The 19,737-nt window shown below is 68.5% G+C and carries 16 protein-coding genes; 3 read left to right on the plus strand and 13 right to left on the minus strand.

Going from position 1 to position 19,737, the window contains the following annotated elements:
* Positions 1 to 1,278: DEAD/DEAH box helicase (locus HV783_RS23895; protein ID WP_175190003.1), on the minus strand; the 1,278-nt coding region annotated here is incomplete at its 3' end.
* A 304-nt stretch (positions 1,279 to 1,582) separates the two neighbouring features.
* On the opposite strand from HV783_RS23895, the gene HV783_RS23900 reads away from it, so the two are divergent.
* Both HV783_RS23900 and HV783_RS23905 read left to right on the plus strand, forming a co-directional pair.
* Entirely contained in the window at positions 1,583 to 3,055 is a 1,473-nt protein-coding gene (locus tag HV783_RS23900; protein WP_054503762.1) for a YdgA family protein, read from the plus strand.
* Positions 3,056 to 3,206: 151 nt separating this feature from the next.
* The gene (locus HV783_RS23905) at positions 3,207 to 4,646 is read left to right on the plus strand and encodes a YdgA family protein (protein WP_254604014.1); all 1,440 of its coding nucleotides are present in this window, start codon (positions 3,207 to 3,209) and stop codon (positions 4,644 to 4,646) included.
* A gap of 30 nt (positions 4,647 to 4,676) precedes the next feature.
* Here the strand turns inward: HV783_RS23905 and HV783_RS23910 are convergent, their stop codons facing one another.
* From HV783_RS23910 to HV783_RS23945, 8 genes are all read right to left on the minus strand, one after another.
* Entirely contained in the window at positions 4,677 to 5,885 is a 1,209-nt protein-coding gene (locus tag HV783_RS23910; protein WP_175190005.1) for a metal-dependent hydrolase family protein, read from the minus strand.
* 28 nt (positions 5,886 to 5,913) lie between these two features.
* Positions 5,914 to 7,641, minus strand: coding sequence for an ABC transporter ATP-binding protein (locus HV783_RS23915; protein WP_054503760.1), 1,728 nt, complete (start codon positions 7,639 to 7,641; stop codon positions 5,914 to 5,916).
* Positions 7,642 to 7,648: 7 nt separating this feature from the next.
* Positions 7,649 to 8,575 carry an ABC transporter permease gene (locus HV783_RS23920; RefSeq protein ID WP_054503759.1) on the minus strand — a complete coding sequence of 309 codons (927 nt, stop codon included), beginning with the start codon at positions 8,573 to 8,575 and terminating at the stop codon, positions 7,649 to 7,651.
* A gap of 12 nt (positions 8,576 to 8,587) precedes the next feature.
* Positions 8,588 to 9,559: an ABC transporter permease gene (locus HV783_RS23925; RefSeq protein WP_024067408.1), complete on the minus strand. Its 972-nt coding sequence runs from the start codon at positions 9,557 to 9,559 to the stop codon at positions 8,588 to 8,590.
* A gap of 157 nt (positions 9,560 to 9,716) precedes the next feature.
* Positions 9,717 to 11,324, minus strand: coding sequence for an ABC transporter substrate-binding protein (locus HV783_RS23930; RefSeq protein ID WP_064527542.1), 1,608 nt, complete (start codon positions 11,322 to 11,324; stop codon positions 9,717 to 9,719).
* Positions 11,325 to 11,534: 210 nt separating this feature from the next.
* Positions 11,535 to 12,905: a GTPase/DUF3482 domain-containing protein gene (locus HV783_RS23935; RefSeq protein ID WP_064527545.1), complete on the minus strand. Its 1,371-nt coding sequence runs from the start codon at positions 12,903 to 12,905 to the stop codon at positions 11,535 to 11,537.
* Complete coding sequence (locus tag HV783_RS23940; RefSeq protein WP_064527548.1) at positions 12,898 to 14,328, minus strand: DUF2868 domain-containing protein; 1,431 nt, start codon at positions 14,326 to 14,328, stop codon at positions 12,898 to 12,900. Before HV783_RS23940 ends, HV783_RS23935 begins: the two co-directional genes overlap by 8 nt.
* A gap of 77 nt (positions 14,329 to 14,405) precedes the next feature.
* On the minus strand, positions 14,406 to 15,293 hold the full coding sequence (locus tag HV783_RS23945) for a helix-turn-helix domain-containing protein (protein WP_064527550.1): 888 nt from the start codon (positions 15,291 to 15,293) through the stop codon (positions 14,406 to 14,408).
* A gap of 170 nt (positions 15,294 to 15,463) precedes the next feature.
* Here HV783_RS23945 and HV783_RS23950 point away from each other — a divergent pair, with 170 nt between their 5' ends.
* Entirely contained in the window at positions 15,464 to 16,357 is an 894-nt protein-coding gene (locus HV783_RS23950; protein WP_116791556.1) for a DMT family transporter, read from the plus strand.
* A 42-nt stretch (positions 16,358 to 16,399) separates the two neighbouring features.
* Here the strand turns inward: HV783_RS23950 and HV783_RS23955 are convergent, their stop codons facing one another.
* The 4 genes from HV783_RS23955 to HV783_RS23970 form a co-directional block, all read right to left on the minus strand.
* A complete protein-coding gene (locus tag HV783_RS23955; protein WP_175190006.1) occupies positions 16,400 to 17,602 on the minus strand; it encodes an aminotransferase class V-fold PLP-dependent enzyme in 1,203 nt (400 codons plus the stop codon).
* A gap of 47 nt (positions 17,603 to 17,649) precedes the next feature.
* Positions 17,650 to 18,123: a RidA family protein gene (locus HV783_RS23960; RefSeq protein ID WP_054503752.1), complete on the minus strand. Its 474-nt coding sequence runs from the start codon at positions 18,121 to 18,123 to the stop codon at positions 17,650 to 17,652.
* A 106-nt stretch (positions 18,124 to 18,229) separates the two neighbouring features.
* On the minus strand, positions 18,230 to 19,132 hold the full coding sequence (gene gcvA, locus HV783_RS23965; protein ID WP_116791554.1) for a transcriptional regulator GcvA: 903 nt from the start codon (positions 19,130 to 19,132) through the stop codon (positions 18,230 to 18,232).
* A 64-nt stretch (positions 19,133 to 19,196) separates the two neighbouring features.
* Complete coding sequence (locus HV783_RS23970) at positions 19,197 to 19,610, minus strand: hypothetical protein (RefSeq protein WP_054503750.1); 414 nt, start codon at positions 19,608 to 19,610, stop codon at positions 19,197 to 19,199.
* Positions 19,611 to 19,737: the final 127 nt, after the last annotated feature.

Below are 19,737 nucleotides of genomic sequence, written 5' to 3' on the forward strand. Positions count from 1 at the left end.
GGCGTTGGCCGGGCGCGAACGGGGCGCGCCGGCGTTGCCGCCGCGGCCGCCGTTACGGCCGCCGCCGCCACGCGGCTGGCGCGAGTCTTCGTCGCGTTCCTGGCGTTCGAAGGCGGCGGCGCTGGTGGCGGGCGGGGTCCAGTCGGCCACCGGCTTGCGCTCGATGGTCTTCTTGATCAGGCGCTCGATGTCCTTGAGCAGCTTGATCTCGCTGTTGTCCACCAGCGAGACCGCGGCGCCGGTGGCGCCCGCGCGGCCGGTGCGGCCGATGCGGTGCACGTAGTCTTCCGGCACGTTGGGCAGTTCGAAGTTCACCACCTGGGGCAGTTGGTCGATGTCCAGGCCGCGGGCGGCGATGTCGGTGGCCACCAGCACCGTCACGGTGCCGTCCTTGAAGCCGGCCAGCGCGCGGGTGCGGGCCGACTGGCTCTTATTGCCGTGGATCGCGGCGGCGGTCAGGCCGTCCTTGACCAGCTTTTCGGCCAGGCGGTTGGCGCCGTGCTTGGTGCGCGTGAACACCAGCACCTGGTGCCAGCCGCTTTCGCGGATGATGTGGCTGATGAGGTCGCGCTTGTGGTGCTGTTCGACCAGGTGCACCGTCTGGGTGACCAGTTCGGTGGCGGTGTTGCGCGGGGTGACCGAGACTTCGCCCGGGTTGTTCAGCACGCCGCGCGCCAGCGCGCGGATCTCATCCGAGAAGGTGGCCGAGAACAGCAGGTTCTGGCGCTGCTTGGGCAGCAGGGCCAGGATCTTGCGGATGTCGCGGATGAAGCCCATGTCGAGCATGCGGTCGGCTTCGTCCAGCACCAGGATCTCGACGCCGGACAGGTCGACCGTCTTCTGGCCGCAGTGGTCCAGCAGGCGGCCGGGGGTGGCCACCAGGATGTCCAGCGGCTTGCGCAGGGCGGAGATCTGGGGGTTGATGTTGACGCCGCCGAACATCACCATGGACGTCAGCGAGGTGTGCTTGCCGTAGGTCTGCACCGATTCGGCCACCTGCGCGGTCAGTTCGCGCGTCGGCGTCAGGATCAGGCAGCGCGGGCGGCCGGCCTTGCGGGCTTCCGGCTTGCGCTGCATCAGCAGATGCAGGATGGGCAGCGTGAAGCCGGCGGTCTTGCCGGTGCCGGTCTGGGCGGCGGCCAGCAGGTCGCCGCCCTTGAGGACCTGCGGAATCGCCTGGGCCTGGATGGGGGTGGGCGCGGTGTAGCCGGTATCGGCAATGGCGCGCAACAGGGAATCGGCCAGCCCGAGGTCGGCGAAAGAGGAAGAGGTAGTCAAAACAACTCCAGCGGCAGCCCGTCGCTCAAGTTGAGAGACTCCAATCCAGGCGGACGAATAAGGAGAAAAGGGAAGCGCCCCGGAGGGCGAAGCTTGGCGGCGAAGTGCCTAGCGGACGCGTGCAGATTGGCAAAGCACGCAAAGCCATTGTAGCCGATGCGGCGCCGCGGCATGTGGCGCACACGGTCTGCGGTATAGCTGCGTAACATTTTGCACTAATCGTGTACGAAATTAGTGTAATCCCTAAGCCGGCCTCCCTATAATCCGATCGCTTACCTCCATCACACAAGAATTAAGGGTTGCTATGAAAAAGGCGGCAATAGCGGGTCTGGTCGTTGCACTGGGTGCGATTTGGACCGGCACGGCCTGGTACACCGGCCAGAAGGCCGAAGCGTTCGTGAAGCAGTCGATCGAAGACGGCAACGTCGAACTGCGCAAGTTCGGTGAAAAGTGGGGCGTGACGCCGGTGATCGAACTGATGTCGTTCGAGCGCGGCGTGTTTTCGTCCACCGAGCGCTACCGCGTCAAGTTCACGCTGCCCGCCAAGGATGGCAAGCCGGCCGAGGAGCGTGAACTCCAGTTCGTCGAACACCTGTCGCACGGCCCGTTCCCGTTCTCGAACCTGGCCTCGGGCAAGCTGGCCCCGGCCATGGTCGCGAGCCGCTTCCAGATCGAGGAGACCCCGGCCGTCAAGGGCTGGTTCGCCGCCACCAAGGGCGCCACGCCGCTGACGGGCGCCTATAGCGTCAGCTACGGCAAGCAGGTCACCGGCACGTTCAACCTGGCCCCGGCCGAAGCCTCGACCGACAAGACCAAGCTGACCTTCGCCGGCATGGCGGCCGATGTCGACTTCGACACCAACACCAAGCACGGCGTGCTGGCGCTCAAGAGCGATGGCGTGACGCTGGCCGGCCCCGCCGGCGATAGCGATATCGTGGGCATGGCGGTCAAGGGCATCACGCTCAACAGCGACCTGACCCCGGGCAAGAACGACATGGCCATGGGCAGCCAGAAGCTGGTCCTCAAGGAATGGACCATCACGTCCCAGACCAAGCCGCCGGTGCTGCTCAAGGACACCAGCGTTGCCGTGGACCTGTCCGAGGCCGATACCGGCGTGAATGCCAAGATGGTGCTGGACTTTGGCATGATCAACGTCCAGGCAAAGGACATGGCGGGCCTGCAGTTGGCCATCGGCATGAAGAACATGGACCCCAAGGCGCTCAAGGCCCTGAACGACGTGTACGAGTCTTCGTCGCGCCGCATGATGCAAAGCGGCGGCCAGGAGGGTTCTTCCGAGTTCACGCCCGAAGAACAGCAGATCCTGAAGACCAACGTCGAACTGCTGCTGGCCGGCAATCCCAGCCTGTCGGTGTCGCCGCTGCAGGTGCGCACCGCCAACGGCACCTCGACCTTCAACCTGGACGTGGACCTGGCCAAGCCGGCCTCGACCGACAAGCCGGCAAGCGACCTGGCCATGGAAGCCATTCGCAAGCTCAACGCCAAACTGATCCTGTCCAAGGCCAATCTGGCCGACCTGATGGCGATCGAGCCGCAGACGCGCGGCGTGCCGGCCGACCGCGCCGTCCAGACCGCCAAGGGCCAGGCCGAAATGGTCGGCACCATGGCGGTGGCGATGGGCGTGGCCAAGGCGGAAAACGACAACATCGTTTCCTACCTCAACTACGCCGACGGCCAAGTGGACTTCAACGGCAAGAAGATGCCGCTGCAGCAGTTCATGATGATGGTCATGAGCGGCGCGATGGGCGGCATGCGCTAAGGCGCGGGCAAGACCCCGGCGCCGGCATGATGCCGGCGCCCCACGCGGGCTGCGGCGCCTTAGGGCGCGGCAGCCCGTTTTTCATGCGCGGCGTATGCTGGCGGCTTCGGTTCATGCGGGACCGGCGCAATTGGGAAGCGGGAAGGACATCATGCGGAAATGGGTGGCGGTGGGTTGCACCGTGCTGGCATTGGGCGCGATCTGGACAGGCACGGCCTGGTACACCGGCAAGCAGCTCGAGAGCGGCATGGCGCAGTTGGCCGAAAGCGCCGACGCGCAGGCGCGGCTGATCGGCGCGAAGCTGGGCGAGACGCTGTCGTTCGAACAACTGTCGTACGAACGCGGCGTGTTCACGTCGCAAGCGCGCTATCGGCTGAAGGCGCAGCCCTTGGCCAAGGATGGCCCCGGCGCGACGGGACGCGACTACGAGATAGTGGTGTGCCTGGATCACGGGCCGTTCCCGCGGTACCGCCTGTTGCAGGGCCATCTGTTTCCGGCCATGGCCGCAGCCCGCGCCGAGTTGGCGCCCACGCCGTCGCTGGAAACCTGGTTCGCCGCCGCGCAGGGCGGCGTGCCGATGACGGCCGAGGCCGTGGCGGGGTATGGCCGCGACATCGCGGCTTCCCTGGCGTTGGCGCCTGTCGAGCGCGCGCGCGACGAGTCCCGCTTCAGTTTCTCGGGCCTGACGCTGCAGACCGACGTTGCCGCCGGCGGCAAACACACCGTCGTGACGATCCGCTCGGACCGGGCCGACCTGTTCGAGCCGTTCATCAAAGACGGCGCGAACCACACGCGCCGGTTGGCCATGCGTGACCTGGCGATAAGGTACGACGCGACCCGCGCCAGCGACGAGACGGGCGTGGCCACGACCCGTGCGACCCTCAAGCAATGGACCGCCGAGATCGACGGCGAGCCGGTCACCCTGCGTGACGTCGCGGTGAACCTTGACGCCAGCGGCGCCGACAGCGCCATGCAAGGCAAGCTGGCCGTGCAGGTGGCGGGCATCGACACCCGCGCCGGACAGGTGGCCAACCTGCGCCTGGCGGCTGAGGCGCACAACCTGGACCTGGTGTCGTTTCGCGGGTTCCGCGACACCATGGAGGCCACGAAAGATGGCGGCGGCAGTATGAGCGACAAGATGGTGGGGGCAGGTCATGTGATGAAGTTTCTGTTGGCCGAACCTGGCTTCTCGCTGGCGCCGTTGCAGATCGATACCGCCAACGGCAGCGCCACGCTGCAACTGGCGGTGGGCCTGGCCGCGCCGACGCTGTGGAATCACTCGCCGGCCGCGGTGGTCAAGGAGACCGTGCGCAAGTTCGACGCGCGGCTGTCGGTGCCGGTTGCCAGCGTGGCCGACCTCATCGCCGTGCGCCTGCAGGCCGACGGCATGGCCGAGGCCGCCGCCCGCGACGCCGCGCGCCGGCAGGCCGATGGCGTGCGCGACCGCATCGTGGGCAGTCAATGGGGGCGCCTGGAAGACGGCAAGCTGCTGGCGAGCCTGAGCTACGCGGGCGGCCAGGTCGATTTCAATGGAGAGCGCATGTCGCTCGAGACCTTCCTGGCCTGGCTGATGTCGCGGGGCGTGAAGTAAAGCCTGCGCCCGACTCGCGGGCGCAGCGCGTCAGGCCGGCAAGGCGCCCGCCACCACGTCGCCGTTGCGCAGTACCGCCACATGGAAGCGCTTGTCGGCGGCCCGCATGATGTCCTCGGTCGGGTCGCCGCGCACCAGCAGCAGGTCCGCCACGGCGCCCTGCTGCACCACGCCATGGCCGTCCATGCCCATCAGGTCATGGCCGCGCGAGGTGGCGGCAATAAGGGCGTCGACCGGTGTCATGCCGAATTCCACCATGTAGGCCAGCTCCATCGCGTTCTCGCCATGCAGGTTGAACGGCGTGCCGGCATCCGTGCCCAGCGCGATGCGTCCGCCGGCCCTGTAGTACATCTGGATCGATTCGCGATGGCGCTGCTCCACCGCGCGCGCCTTTTCCACGGCATAGGCGGGAATGCCGTTGTCGGCGTTGGCGACGATGTTGCGCACGGCCGCGATGGTCGGCACCAGGTAGGTTTCGGCCGCGAGCATTTCCTCCAGGCACTGCGCGTCCATGAAGATGCCGTGCTCGATCGAGTCGATGCCGGCGCGCACCGCGTTCAGGATGCCCTGCGTGCCTTGCGCATGGCTGGCGGTGCTCTTGCGAAAGCGCTTGGCTTCGTGCACGCCCGCCTTCATTTCGTCGAAGCTGTAGTGCGCATCCATCGGGCTCACGCCCGGCGTCATGACGCCGCCGGTGGCCATGATCTTGACCAGGTCGCAGCCGGCGTGGACCTGCTCGCGCACCGCCTTCACCACTTCTTCGCAGCCGTCGGCGACGCGGCCGATGCGGTTGCCGTGGCCGCCCGTCATGCAGATGATGCGCCCCGAGGCCTTGATGGTCGGGCCCGGGAACACGCCGCGCGCAATGGCGTCGCGCACGCCGAATTCCAGGTAGTCCTTGCCGCCGCAATCGCGCAGCGCCGTGAAGCCGCCGCGCAGCGCGGCTTGCGCGTTCTCCAGCGCGGTCAGCGTAATCTGGGCCGGGCCTTGTTTCGACATCTGCGTCTGCGGGTCGGCGCCGCCGGTGTAGACCAGGTGCACGTGGCAGTCGGCCATGCCGGGCATCAGCGTCATGCCCGTGGTGTCGATGCGCCGCCCGGCGAAGCCGTTGAATTCGGCGGCCGGCGCCACCCGCGTGACCTGCCTGCCCTCGACCAGCACGCCATGGCCCGGCAGCATTGCGCCATGTCCGTCGAACACCTTGCCGCCGATGAAGAGGGTCTGTGGCAACGCACTCATGTCTCGCTCCTTGTCGTGTGGGTGAGGCTCAGCCTTCCACCTCCAGTCCCTCGCGGGACATGGATTGCAAGCGGGGCATCAGCCCCAGCAGGTGCTGGCTGTAGGGATGCTGCGGATGCTCGAACAGCGCCTCGGTGTCCGCCACCTCCAGCAGTTCGCCGTAGCGCATCACGCCAACGCGGTCGCACATCTGGCGGATCACGGGCAGGTCGTGGCTGATGAACAGCATGGTCAGGCCGAGTTGTTCCTGCAGGTCCTTGAGCAGGTTCAGGATCTGGGCCTGGATCGACACGTCCAGCGCCGACGTGGGTTCGTCGCAGATCAGGAAGCGCGGCCGCGTGGCCAGCGCCCGCGCGATGCAGATGCGCTGGCGCTGGCCGCCGGAAAACTCGTGCGGGAAGCGCTCGGCGGCGCGCTCGCCCAGCCCGACCACGTCGAGCAGGTCCGCCACCACGCGGCGCGTTTCGGCCTCGCTGGCCGCCAGCTTGTGAAAGCGGATCGGCTCGGCCACGATGTCCAGCACCCGCATCCGCGGGTTGAGCGACGAGAACGGATCCTGGAAGATCATCTGGATCTGGCGCCGGAACGGGTTGAGCTGCTTTTCGCCCTTGAGCGCGGTCAGGTCGGTGCCGCCGAACGTGACCGAACCGCCGCTGGGCGTGTACAGGCCCGAGATCAGCCGCGCCACGGTCGACTTGCCCGAACCGGATTCGCCCACCAGGCCGAATACCTCGCCTTCGCCGATCGAGAAGTTGACGCGCTTGACGGCATCCAGCGTGCGCTGGTTGCGCTTGAACAAGGCGCTCTTGAGCACGAAGCGCATGCTCAGGTCTCGGACCTGCACCAGCGGGCCTTCGCCGCGTGCGCCGAAGTCGCGCCGCTGGCCGAGCCAGTGGGTGGCCAGGTCGAGCGGCTTGGCCGGTGTCTTGACGTCCTCGATGTAGGTGACCAGCGGAAAGCGCTTGAGCTTGATGTCCGGGCGCGGCACGGCCGAGATCAGGCTGCGGGTATAGGGATGATCGGGATCGCCCAGGATCTTGGCGGTGGGGCCCTGTTCGACCAGCTTGCCGTGGTACAGCACCGCCACCCGGTCGGTGACGTCCGCGATCACGCCCATGTCGTGGGTGATGATGATCATGCCGACCTGCTCCTGGCGGCAGAGCTTTTTCAGCAGCTCCAGGATCTGCGCCTGGATCGACACGTCGAGCGCGGTGGTAGGTTCGTCGGCAATGATGACCTCGGGTTCGCAGCACAGCGCCAGCGCGATCACCACGCGCTGCCGCATGCCGCCCGAGAACTGGTGCGGATACTGTTGAACGCGCAGCTCGGGCTGGTCGATGCCGACCTGCGCCAGCAATTGCACCGCGCGCTGCCTGGCCTGGTCGTGCGTCAGGTCCAGGTGCACCAGCATGGTTTCGACCAGTTGGCTTTCCACGGTCTGCAGCGGGTCGAGCGAGGTCAGCGGATCCTGGAAGATCATGCCGATGCGGCGTCCGCGCACCTTGCGCTTCTGCGCCGGGGTAAGGGTGTCGATGCGTTCGCCATCCAGCAGCACCGCGCCGCCGGCCAGACGGCCGGGCGCTTCGAGCAGGCCGATCACGGCGTTGCCGATGGTCGACTTGCCGGCGCCGGACTCGCCGACCACGCCCAGGATCTCGCCTTTCTCCAGCGACAGCGACACGCCGTCCACCGCCACCAGCGTGCCGCGGCGGCTGGGGAATTCGATGCGGATGTCTTCGATGTTCAACAGGGCCATGGCATCCTCAGCGCAGCTTGGGGTTGAGCGCGTCGCGCAGCCAGTCGCCCAGCAGGTTGACCGACAGCACCAGCGCGACCAGCGCGATGCCAGGGAAGATCGAGATCCACCACATGCCCGAGAACAGGTAGCTGTTGCCGATGCGGATCAGCGTGCCCAGCGACGGCGCGGTCGGCGGCACGCCCACGCCCAGGAACGACAGCGTGGCTTCGGTGATGATGGCGATCGCCAGGTGGATGGTGGCGATCACCAGCACCGGCCCCATGACGTTGGGCAGGATGTGGCGGCGCAGGATGGTGACCGGGCCGATGCCGATCAGCCGCGCTGCCTGCACGTATTCCTTGTTGCGTTCCACCAGCGTCGAGCCGCGCACGGTGCGGGCATACTGGACCCAGCCCGAGATGCCGATGGCGAAGATCAGCACGTACAGGGCCAGTTCGTCGTGCATGTCGCGCGGCAGAAGGCCGCGCGCCACGCCGTCGATCAGCAGCGCCACCAGGATGGCGGGGAACGATAGCTGCACGTCGGCGATACGCATGATGAAGCTGTCGACTCGGCCACCGGCGTAGCCGCTGATCAGGCCCAGCGTGACGCCCAGCACCATCGAGAACAGCACCGAGGCGAAGCCCACCAGCAGCGACACGCGCGAGCCATACAGCACGGCCGAGAGGATGTCGCGGCCCTGGTCATCGGTGCCGAGCAGGAAGTCGGGGCTGCCGCCCTCCTGCCATGCTGGCGGGGTGTTGGCGTCCATGATGTTCAGGGAAGCCAGGTCGAACGGATTGTGCGGCGCCACCACCGGCGCGAACAGCGCGCCCAGCAGGATGGCCAGCGTGACGGCGGCGGCGACGATGGCGCCGGGCGAGCGCTTGAAGCTGTGCCAGAGGTCGCTGTCGGCGGCGCGCGCGAAGAAGGGAGCGATGCGGGCGTTCATGAGGCGGTTCCCTTATTTGCTCTGCACGCGCAGGCGCGGGTCGACGGCGAAATACAGCAGATCGACCACCAGGTTGATGACGACGAACATGAAGGCGATCAGCACCAGGTAGGCGGCCATCACCGGGATGTCCACCATGCTGATGGCCTGGATGAACAGCAGGCCCATGCCGGGCCACTGGAACACCGTCTCGGTGATGATGGCGAAGGCGATGATGGAACCGAGCTGCAGGCCGGTGATGGTAATGACGGGCACCATGGTGTTCTTGAGCGCATGGCGGAAATTGATCAGCCGCTCCGGCAGGCCGCGGGCGCGCGCGAACTTGATGAAGTCGGCGCGCAGCACCTCCAGCATCTCGGCGCGCACCAGCCGCATGATCAGGGTCATCTGGAACAGCGCCAGCGTGATGGCCGGCATGATCAGCGCCAGCAGGCCGGATTTGGTCAGGAAGCCCGTGGTCCACCAGCCCAGCCCGACCACGTCGCCGCGCCCGAAGCTGGGCAGCCATCGCAACTGCACGCCGAAGAACAGGATCAGCAGGATGCCGATGAGGAAGGTGGGCAGCGAGATCCCGGCCAGCGAGATCGCCATGAAGGTCTTGGACAGCACGCCGTGGCGCTTGAGCGCGGTGTAGATGCCCATGGGGATGCCGAGCGCCAGCGCCATCACGGCGGAGACGAACGACAGCTCCAGCGTGGCCGGCAGGCGCTCTTCGAGCAGTTCGCTGACCGGCCGGCGATGGCGATAGGAAATGCCGAAGTCGCCGCGCACCGCGTTGGCGACGAAATGCGCGTACTGCACCACGAAGGGATCGTTCAGGCCCAACTGTTCACGCAACTGTTCGCGCTGCTCGGGCGTGGTGTCCTGCCCCACCATGCTGGCGATCGGATCGCCGACATAGCGGAACATGGAGAACGCGATCAGCGCCACCGTCAACATCACCAGCACCGACTGGATCAGCCGCTGCGCAATAAAGGAAAGCATGGTTGGATGCCCTCTTGGTCGGATAACGCCGGGCCGCGCGTTGCCGGTCGCGGCAAGCGGGGCTGGGCCGGGCGCGCCCGGACGGCTGGCGCCGTCGCGGGGGTCGCATCAAACACGGCGCCGTGCACGCCCTGCGGCGTGGCGCGGCGCCCGGGGACTACGGCAGGACCACGTCGCGCAGGTCGAGCACGTCGTCGGCGCGCTGGATGACCTTGATGTTGTCCTTCACGCCCCACGACATCGGCTGCTGGTGCAGCGGCAGGTAGCCGAAATCGCTGCGCACGATGCCGAAGGCTTCCTTGATCATCGCGTTGCGCTTGGCCTGGTCGGTCTCGACGCCGATCTTGGCGGTGAGCTCGTCGACCTTCTTGTTGCAGTAGCCACCCAGGTTGAACTGGCCTGCCGCCGTCTTGGCGTCGCGGCACGCGGCCAGGTTCAGCAGCGTGTTGTGCGCGTCCGTCGAGCTAGGCGTCCATCCGAGCATGTACATGCTGGTCTGGTTGCCGGCCTGCAGCAGGATCTTGCCGAAGTACTTGGACTTGGTCTGCGCCAGCAGGTTGATCTTGATGCCGACGCGCGCCAGCATGCCGGCCACCGCCTGGCAGACCTTCTCGTCATTGACGTAGCGGTCGTTGGGGCAGTCCATGGTGACGGTGAAGCCCTTCGGATAACCGGCCTCGGCCAGCAGTTTCTTGGCGCGCTCCGGATCCGGCTTGTAGGGCGCGCCGAACGATTCGTCGTAGCCGTTGATGGCAGTGGCGATCAGCGAACCCAGCGGCTTGGCCGCGTTGCGCATGATCTTCTCGTTGATGGCCTTGGTGTCCACGGCCAGCACCACCGCTTCGCGCACCTTGGGATCCTTGAAGGGGTTCTTGCCCTTCACGTCCGAGAACAGCAGTTCGTCGCGGTCCTGGTCCATGCCGATGAAGATGGCGCGGGCCTCGGGCGCGGTCAGCGGCTTGACGCCCTTGGCGTCTTCCAGGCGCTTCCAGTCCTGCACCGGTACCGGCTGCACCAGGTCCATCTCGCCCGAGATCAGCGCGGCCACGCGCGTGGCCTCCTGCGTGATCGGCTGGAAGATGACCTCGTCGACGTTGGTCTTGATGTCCTTGTTCCAGTAGCCGTCGTAGCGCTTGAGCACGGTCTTTACGTCCGGCTGGCGCGACACCAGCATGAACGGGCCGGTGCCGTTGGCGTTGAGATTGGCGTAGTTGCCCTGGTTGTCGCCCTTGACGTTGGTGGCCTCGGTGGTCTTGTTCTTCTCCGACCACGTCTTGCTCATGATGTAGAGGAACACCCATTCGCGCGGCAGGATCGGGTTGGGCGTGGGGGTGGTGACCTCGATGGTGTAGTCGTCGATCTTCTTGATGTCGGAGGCCTTGGCGCCGTAGCCCTTCATGTCGGAGCCCGGCGTCAGGCTGCGCTTCCAGGAGAAGATCACGTCATCGGCGGTGAACGGCGAGCCGTCGTGGAACTTCACGCCCTTGCGCAGCTTGAAGACCCATTTGGTGGGCTCCGGGTTTTCCCAGCTCTCGGCCAGCAGCGGCGTCAGTTTCAGGTTGCCGTCATAACCGGCCAGCGTTTCGTAGATGTTGCCCTGGAAGCCCAGCGTGAACGTCTCGTTCAACGCCATCGGGTCCATCGACGTGGCGTCGCCTTGATAAGACCAGTGGAAAGTCTTGGCGGCCGCGCCGGCGCTGAACGCCAACGAGGCCGTCAGTGCAGCCGCCAGCGCCGCTTGTTTCAGGTGGGGGAAAGTACGCATAGCCCTCATGCTCCGTAATGCGCGGATAGCGCGACAGAAGTGATAGGGCCCTGGCCCCACGGGGAGCCGGGGCATGGCGTTGCTGCTACGAGGAAAGGCGGTTCACGGTAGATCCAACCCCTTGTGATTGTCATGGCGGGATGGACCGCACCGATGCAGAACGAATCTTATAGATCGATTCGTTTAAGCGTCAATCGGTTTGGGTTGGGGTTAGTACTTGCTTGCTTTCGCCAATTCGCGCACCACCTGCTTGCGTCGCTCGCTGTCTTCGTGGCCGGGCGCCAGCGCCGACCATTCGGGGCGACTGCGGGCTTCCTTGAGCGCCTCGGGCAAGGGACCGCTGCGCAGCGCCTCGTTATCAGGCCGTTCCAGCCGCAGCGGCGAGCGGGCCGCATGGCCGCGGCGCTCGAGCGCGTCGATCAACTGCCGCTGGCGCAACGCCAGCAGGCGCAGCACCGCGTCGTCGACGCTGATCTCGCGCCAGCCGCGCAGTTTGCCGGCGACGCGCTTGCCGAGCTTTTCCACGCCCTGCCACAGGCCGCCGGCGGCGGCGCCGATCAACATGCCAGTGCCCAGGCTCAAGCCTGCGCTGAGCAGGTCCACCGCGGCGCCGGCCATGGCGCCCGCGGCTGCGCCCATGCCGACCTGCACGCCCATGTCCTTGAGCGCCTGCGGGTGGAACAGGTCCATGCCCCAGCGTTCACCCTGCAGGGGCAGCGCGTCGTCATCGAAATCGGATGAACGGAAGTTGTAGAGCGCCAACAAGGCGCTGACGCAGGCCTGTTCGCGTTGCCGCACCTGCTGGCGCAGTTGCTGCGCGGTCGCGGCCAGCGCCGCTTCGTCGCTGGCGCTGGTCAGGCGCAGCGCGGCGACGTCGACCAGCAGATCGGCCAGCAGTTCGCACGCCGCCTCATGACGCTCGCGGCGCTGGCGCGCCAGGCTGTCGGCCAGTTGCGCCAGGGTGTCGGCATGGCGGTCCAGCAGCACGCCGAGCTTGGCGTATAGCTGCTGTTCGCCATCGAGCGGCGGTGCGACGGTGTCGAACTCGACCGCCGCGTGCAGCCCGAGCCTGGCCAACGCGTCGCGCCATTCGCCGGCGCGGTGCGCGGGCGCATTGACGAAGTTCAGCACTGGCAGCAAGGGGCGGCCGCAGGCGGCCAGGATGGCCAGTTCGTCGCGATGCTTGCCGAGCACGGGGTCGCGCGCGTCGACCACGTACAGCGCGGCGTCGCAGTCCAGCATTTTCTTGAGCACGCGCGCTTCCTGCTCGTAGCGGCCGTGCGCTTCCGGGGTGTCGAGAAAGCGCTGGATGCGCGCCGGTCCGTCGAGCCTTTCGCCAGGCTGGGCGAGGCGTTCCAGATACTCCAGCAAGGCGATGCTGTCTTCCATGCCCGGCGTGTCGAACCATTCCAGCACCGGACGGCCGTCCAGCCGCAGGCGCGCGCCCTCGACGTGCCGCGTGGTGCCGGGCTGGTCGGCCACTTCGCCGAAAGTGGTGTCGCGCGTCAGCGTGCGCAGCAGGGAGGTCTTGCCGGTGTTGGTGTGGCCGACCACGGCGATGCTGATGAGCGGCTCACGCATCGCCGTGCTCCAGCCAGTCCAGCGGCGCGCCGCCGGCGCTGATGATGGCGCCAGCCTCCAGGCCCAGGGCCGCCAGGCGCTCGCGCCAGATGGGTTCGCGCGTGTCGGCGGCGGCGGGCGCGCGCAGCCAGACGCGGGTCTGGCCAGCGTGCGCGGCCAGTTCGGCGATCAGCGCCAGCGTGCCGCGGTCGGGCGTCTGGCGCGCGTCGCAGGCGATCAGCAGGCGCGAGGCGCCGGCTTGCGACAGCGCGTCGAGCAGCCGATTGCGCTGCTCGCGGGTATCGAGATTGCCGGCCATGCGGATGGCGTCGGGCAGGCCGGCGGGCGGCCAGTCCAGATCCGTCGGCAGCTCCAGCCCCAGCAGCACGGGCTGGCCGCCCATGCTCGCCGGGACGGCAGACTCGACGCGGGGCTGATGCAGCGGATCGACCGGGCGGTCGATGCCGGTGGATTGGGCCGGCGGCTCCAGCCGGTCGCGCAGCGCCGCGTAGCCGGCCAGCGCGGGATCGATGCGCAGGCCGCGCAAGGCGCGCCGGGCGACGGCGACGCATGCCAGCCACGCCACCAGGCGCGGCAGGATGCCGTAGGTCACCAGCACGCCGATCAGCCACCACGACCACTGCACCTGCGCGTCGGCCGCCAGCGCCTGGACGCCGTCGCTGGCGCGCACCATGGCGGCGTCGGGCAGCGGAAAACCCAGATGCGCCGGCAGCCAGCCCGCCACCTGGGTCAGCCAGACGAAGGTGTCCGGCGCGAGCAGCGTGGTCGCCCAGATGAAGCGGTAGCTGGCGGTGGTCAACAGCGCCAGCAAGGTCGCCAGCGCCGCGCTCAGGCCGGCCAGCCACAGCCCGTGGCTGACGGCGCCGAACAGCGCGCGCAGCGCGCCCGCGCGGGCCAGCAGATTGAGCAGGGCCTGCGGCACCAGCGCGCTGTCCGGGCCGCGCGCCAGCTTGCGGGTGGCCCACAGCCAGAGGCGCCCCAGCGGGGTCATCGAGGCGGGCGTCAGCAGGAAGCTGGCCAGCCACAGCAGGAAAGTGAGCGCGTGCAGGCCAAGCAAGGCGCCCAGCGCCCACAGCACATTGACGGGACGGGCGCCGTCGCCCAGCGCGCCGGCGGCCACGCCCGCGCCCGACAGCAGCGCCAGCAGCAGCAACACCGCCAGCACGGCCCAGGCGCTGCGGCGCCAGCCGTCCACCAGCGGCGCCAGGCCTTCGCGTCGCGCCAGGTGTTGCGCGCGGGCCAGGATGCGGTCTGGCAGGTCGGCGTCCAACTGGCGCACCCGCCGCACCACGGCGGCGTCTTCCAGCGGCCCCCAGTGCGCTTCGCGCAGCCGGACCAGCTCGGCCAGCCAATGCGCGTGCAGCGGCGAGGGGCGGGAGGCGTCGGGGACAGCGGAAACGTCGCGGGAAGTCGGCGATGGCATCGCGGGCGGGGCAGGCGATCAAGGCCGCGAAGGGCGGTGCGCCATTGTAGACCGGGCGCGCCGGCGGGGTCGGCGGTTCAGTGGCCGCGGCGGGCGGCGCGGTACTGGCCCGGCGTCACCCCGACCGCGTCGCGGAAGACGCGCGACAGGTGGCTGGCGTTGCCGAACCCGGCGGCCTGCGCGATGCCCGCCAGGTCGCCCTTGCCGGCGGCCAGCAGGCCGCGCGCATGCGCCAGGCGGCGGGCGCGCACCCAGGCGTGCGGCGGTTCGCCGAACGAGGCGTGGAACATGCGCGCGAAGTGATAGGTGGACAACGCGGCCACGCCGGCCAACTGGTCCAGCGTCAAGGGCTCGGCGAGATGCGCGTCGACATAGTCCATGACACGCCGGCGCACCGCGGGCGCCAGGCCGCCGCGCGCTGGCGGCGCGACCTTGCGCGACACACCCTGCAGCAGCAGGTGATGCAGCACGGTCTCGGCCGCGCTGCTGGCGGCCAGACGGTCGGCGGGCGCGCGCCAGTCGGTGTCGAGCAGGGCCCGGCAGACGTCGGTCAGCGAGTCGTCGTGGATATAGGTGCGGTCGCGCAGTTCGAGCGAGCGCGGCTCGCAATCGAGCCGCATCACCGCCTCGCGCGCCAGCCGCTCCGGCGCGATGTACAGATGCAGGAAGTGCACCGTGTCGTTCATGCACCAGCGGGAATAGTGCTCGGCCGGCAGCACGCAGAACTTGCCGGCGCCGCCATGCAGCGGGTTGCCCACGCGGAAGGATTTCTCGCCGCCATGCAGGTACAGCGACAGCGTGTGATGCCCGGGCATGTCGTAGCCAAGCGTCTCATGGGCGCTGCGGCTCCATTGCGAGATGGCGATGCCCTCGCCCAGCGAGGCCGCGCGCGCCAGCGTCGCGGTGGACGCGGACAGCGTGCGGAAAACGGAGAAGTCGGACGGAGCCGATGCGATGGTGCCCATGGAATCGAAATGCTACTGCGATCCTTGCGCGCGTGGATCGCGCGGAGCAAGAAAAAACCGCAAGAACCGGCAATTTTCGTGGCCCGCGCGGGCGCAGACTGCGCGACAGGGCGACGCATTTTCGCGCGCCCGGATTCCATGTCTCTTTTCGCCCTGTCGAGCGTCCGAAAGTGAATCTCTTCCTGTATTTCCTGACCGTCATCATCTGGGGCACCACCTGGATTGCCATCAAACTGCAGTTGGGCGTGGTGCCCATTCCCGTGTCCATTTTCTACCGCTTCGCGCTGGCCGGGCTGGTGCTGTTCGCCGCCCTGCTGCTGACGCGCAAACTGCAGCGCATGGACCGACGCGGGCACCTGTTGTGCCTGGGTCAGGGGCTGTGCCTGTTCTGCCTGAACTTCCTCTGTTTCTACACCGCTACGCAGTGGATTCCCAGCGGCCTGGTGTCGGTGGTGTTCTCGGCCGCGACGCTGTGGAACGCGCTCAACGCGCGGCTTTGGTTCGGCACCCGCATCGCGCCGCGCGTGATGGTCGCCGGCGTGGTGGGATTCAGCGGGCTGGTGTTGCTGTTCTGGCCCGAACTGGCGGGCCAGCAGGCCAGCCACGAGACCCTGCTGGGCCTGGGCTTCGCGCTGCTCGGCACGTTCTGCTTCTCGACCGGCAACATGCTGTCGTCGCTGCAGCAGCGCGCGGGCTTGCGGCCGCTCACCGGCAACGCCTACAGCATGCTGTACGGCGCGGCGGTGCTGCTGGCCGGCTGCCTGGCCGCGGGCGTGCCGTTCCGCTTCGACACCTCCACGGCCTATGTTGGCGCGCTGGTGTACCTGGCGATTCCGGGGTCCGTGATCGGTTTTACCGCCTACCTGACGCTGGTCGGTCGCATGGGGCCGGCGCGCGCGGCGTACTGCACCGTGCTGTTCCCCGTGGTGGCCTTGAGCGTGTCGACCTTTGCCGAGGGCTATCAGTGGACCCCTGCCGCGTTGCTGGGTCTGGCGCTGGTGATGTTCGGCAATCTGCTGGTTTTCACCAAGTGGTCGCCGTTCGCACGCCGTATCGCGGCGTAGGGCGATGGCGCCGCGGTGTGCATCGGCGCCGGGCGACGAGCGCTAGCCCTGGCGCGCCAGCATGCGCAGCGCGTCGAGCAGGCGGTCGATCTCGTCGTCGCGCGTCAGGTAGCTGACCGAGGCGCGCGCGATCTGCGTCAGCCCGCGCGCGTTCATGTCCAGCGGCGTGTACGGCACGCCGTTGCTGCCGATAATGATGCCCTGCGCCGCCAGGGCCCGCTGCACCGCGGTGGCTTCGTGCCCGGCAAGGTTGAACGACACCAGGCCCGAGCGCTCGCGGCCCTGGTCCAGGACCTCGATGCCAGCAATCGCGGCCAGTTCCGCCCGCAGGGCCTGGGCGACCGTGTCGATACGGTCGCGGATCGCTTCCAGGCCGATATCGAGCGCCTCGCGCAGCGCATTGGCCTGGCCGCAGCGCAGCGCCAGCGAGGCCTCGGCGGATTCGAAGCGCGCCGCGTCGGCGCGCACTTGCGGCTGGCCGTCGGCACCCAGCGGCGCCGAATAGGTGTCGACGAACGCCGGCGTCAGCCGTGGCAGGAAATCGCGCCGCACGTACAGCAGGCCGGTGCCGCGCGGGCCCCGCAGGGCCTTGCGACCGGCGCCGCTCAGCACGTCGCAGCCGACCTCGGCCACGTCCACCGGCAATTGCCCAACGGCCTGCGCCGCATCGATGAAATACGGCACGCCGGCGGCGCGCGCCACGCGGCCCACGGCGGCGGCCGGGTTGATCAGGCCGCCGTTGGCGGGCAGCCAGGTCAACGCGATCAGCCGCACCCGTTCGTCCAGCATGGCTTGCAGCGCGGCCGGATCGACGCAACCGCTGTCGTCCGACGGGATGGTCTCGATCGAGGCGCCGGTGCGTTGCGCCGTCAGCCGCATGGCGGAGAGATTGCCGCCCCATTCGTGGCGCCCCACCAGGATGCGGTCGCCCGCGCGCCACGGGCCCAGCGCGGCGAAGGCCGCGCCCCAGCCGGGGGAATTGCCGCCGGTCAGGGCAATCTCGTCGGGCTGGGCGTTGAGCAGGCGCGCCGCCAGTTGGCGCGCCTGTTCGGTCGTTGCGCGCGCGGCCACGCCCGCCTCCATCGGCCCTTGCTCGGCTTCGCGCCGCAGGTGGGCCTGGATGGCGTCCAGGGTGGCGGCGGACGGCAGCGAGGCGCCGGCATGGTTGAAATGGACGGTGGTGCGCGTGCCGGGCGTGGCGGCGCGCAACGCTTCCAGGGCGGCGGGGGTCAGGGCGGCGGACATGGCAATTCCAGGAAAATCGCGCCGGGCGGCGGCCCGGCGTCGGGACATCAGGCGGGGGTGAGCGCGATGACCGCTTCCACTTCCACCGCCACGCCTTGCGGCAACGAGGCCACGCCGACCGCGCTGCGCGCGTGGCGGCCGGCGTCGCCGAACACTTCGACCATCAGGTCCGAGGCACCGTTGGCCACCGCGCTCTGGCGGTTGAAGTCCGGCGTGCTGGCGACGAATACGCCCAGGCGCACCACGCGCGCCACGCGATCGAGCCGATCGTCGGTGGCGGCGGCGATCTGCGCCAGGATGCCCAGCGCCGACAGGCGCGCGGCGGCGACCCCGTCGGCTTCGGAAATCTGGTTGCCCAACTGGCCCAGGAACGTCGCCTTGCCAGCGGCGCGCGAGATCTGGCCCGAGATGTACAGCAGGTTGCCCTCTTGCACGAAGGGGACGTAATTGGCGGCGGGCGCGGCCGCGGGGTCCAGCGCAAGGCCGAGTTCGGCCACGCGGCCGGAGATCGTACGGGTCATGGAGTCACCTGTGAAACGGAAAAGAAAGGGTGATCTCCATGCTATCGATGCGCGTCGCGCCTGACCAATCAATTATTGCGAGCGACGTATGAGTAAAAGTAATGCGTCAGCCTTGCGCCGCGGCCCGCATCAGCCACGCCAGGAACGCCTGGGCGGCGGCATCGGTCTTGCCGCGCGGACTCACGAACCACCAGCCGATACGCGGATCTTCCAGGGTGGTGCCCGGCAGGGCCTCGACCAGGGCGCCGCTGGCCAGTTGCGCGGCGATCATGCGGTGGCGGCCCATGGCCAGGCCCTGCCCCGCCAGCGCGGCTTCGACCACGATGTTGTAGTCGTGCAGGTGCACGGTCTGGGCGCGGCCGAGATCCAGGCCATGATGGCGCGACCACGTGTCCCACTCGAACGGATGCCGGGTATGCGAGACCAGCAGGGAATGGCGCAGCAGGTCCGCCGGCGTGCGCGGACGCCGCCGGCCCGCCAGCAGCGCGGGCGCGCACACCACGGACAGCCGCTCCGCCATGATGCGGCGCGCCCGCACGCCGGGCCACGTGCCGCGGCCGTAGCGAATGGCCACGTCGACCTCGCCGCCCGCCACGTCGGCCAGGCCGATGTCGGGCAGCAGTTGCAGGTCGATGTCCGGATGCGCCGCGGCGAAGTCCGGCAGCCGCGGCGCCAGCCATCGCGTGGCGAACGATGCCAGCAGGCCGACGCGCAGCGCGCGGCGCGCGGGGGCCGGCGCGCGGATGGCGTCGGTGCCCTGGCGCAGCAGCGTGAACGCGGCGTGGACCTGCTCGTAATAAGCCTGCCCGGCCGGGGTCAGCGCCACGGCACGGGTGCGGCGCTCGAACAGCGCCACGCCCAGTTCCGCCTCCAGCCGCTGGATATGGTGGCTGATGGCGCTCTGGGTGACGAACAGCTCTTCGCCCGCCAGGCTGAAGCTCAGGCGCCGGGCGGCGGCCTCGAAGGCGCGCAGCGAGACCAGGGCGGGCAGGGATCGATTGGATCGCATGGGGCAGGCGGTGGCGGAAGGACCGGCTTGGGGGAGTATCCGGCGGGCGCCCCATTCTCGCAAATCAGGAGTGGGCAGGGAATCGGGCCAGGTCGGCCGCGTTGATCGGCTTGCTGCGCTGCACTTCATGCCGCACGATCCGCAGCGCCTGGCGCTGCGCCTGCTCGTCCGCCGGGACGTCCCAGGTGCTTGCCGACAGCGCCGAGGCCGGATCGAGCAGCCGGAAAGTGAGATCCATCAGCAGATACGCGGCCGTGGCCTGGGTGTCCAGCGGCGTCTGCGCGGGCCAGCCCGTCAGGTCGCCGGTTTCACAGATCCACAGGATCACATTGACGGCCTCGGCCTGGTGCCGCTTCATGACCGCGATGTCCGGCAGCGGGGCCGAGGCGCCGGGCACGATCCAGGGATTTTTCTGCAGCAGCCCGAACACGAGTTCAAAGGCGGTCTTTGCGTCGACGGATTTCGTTGGGGAAGGCATGGGGAGAGCGGCGGGTACCCGGGCATCACGGTTGACTCGACGCCAATCGTAGAACCATTTCACCCCGCATTCGGGCCCGGACCGCTCGATTGAGGCGGAACACCGTCCGACTTTGGCGGCGTGCCGC

The sequence above is a fragment of the Achromobacter dolens genome (assembly GCF_902859745.1).
Classification (GTDB): Bacteria; Pseudomonadota; Gammaproteobacteria; order Burkholderiales; family Burkholderiaceae_B; genus Achromobacter; species Achromobacter dolens.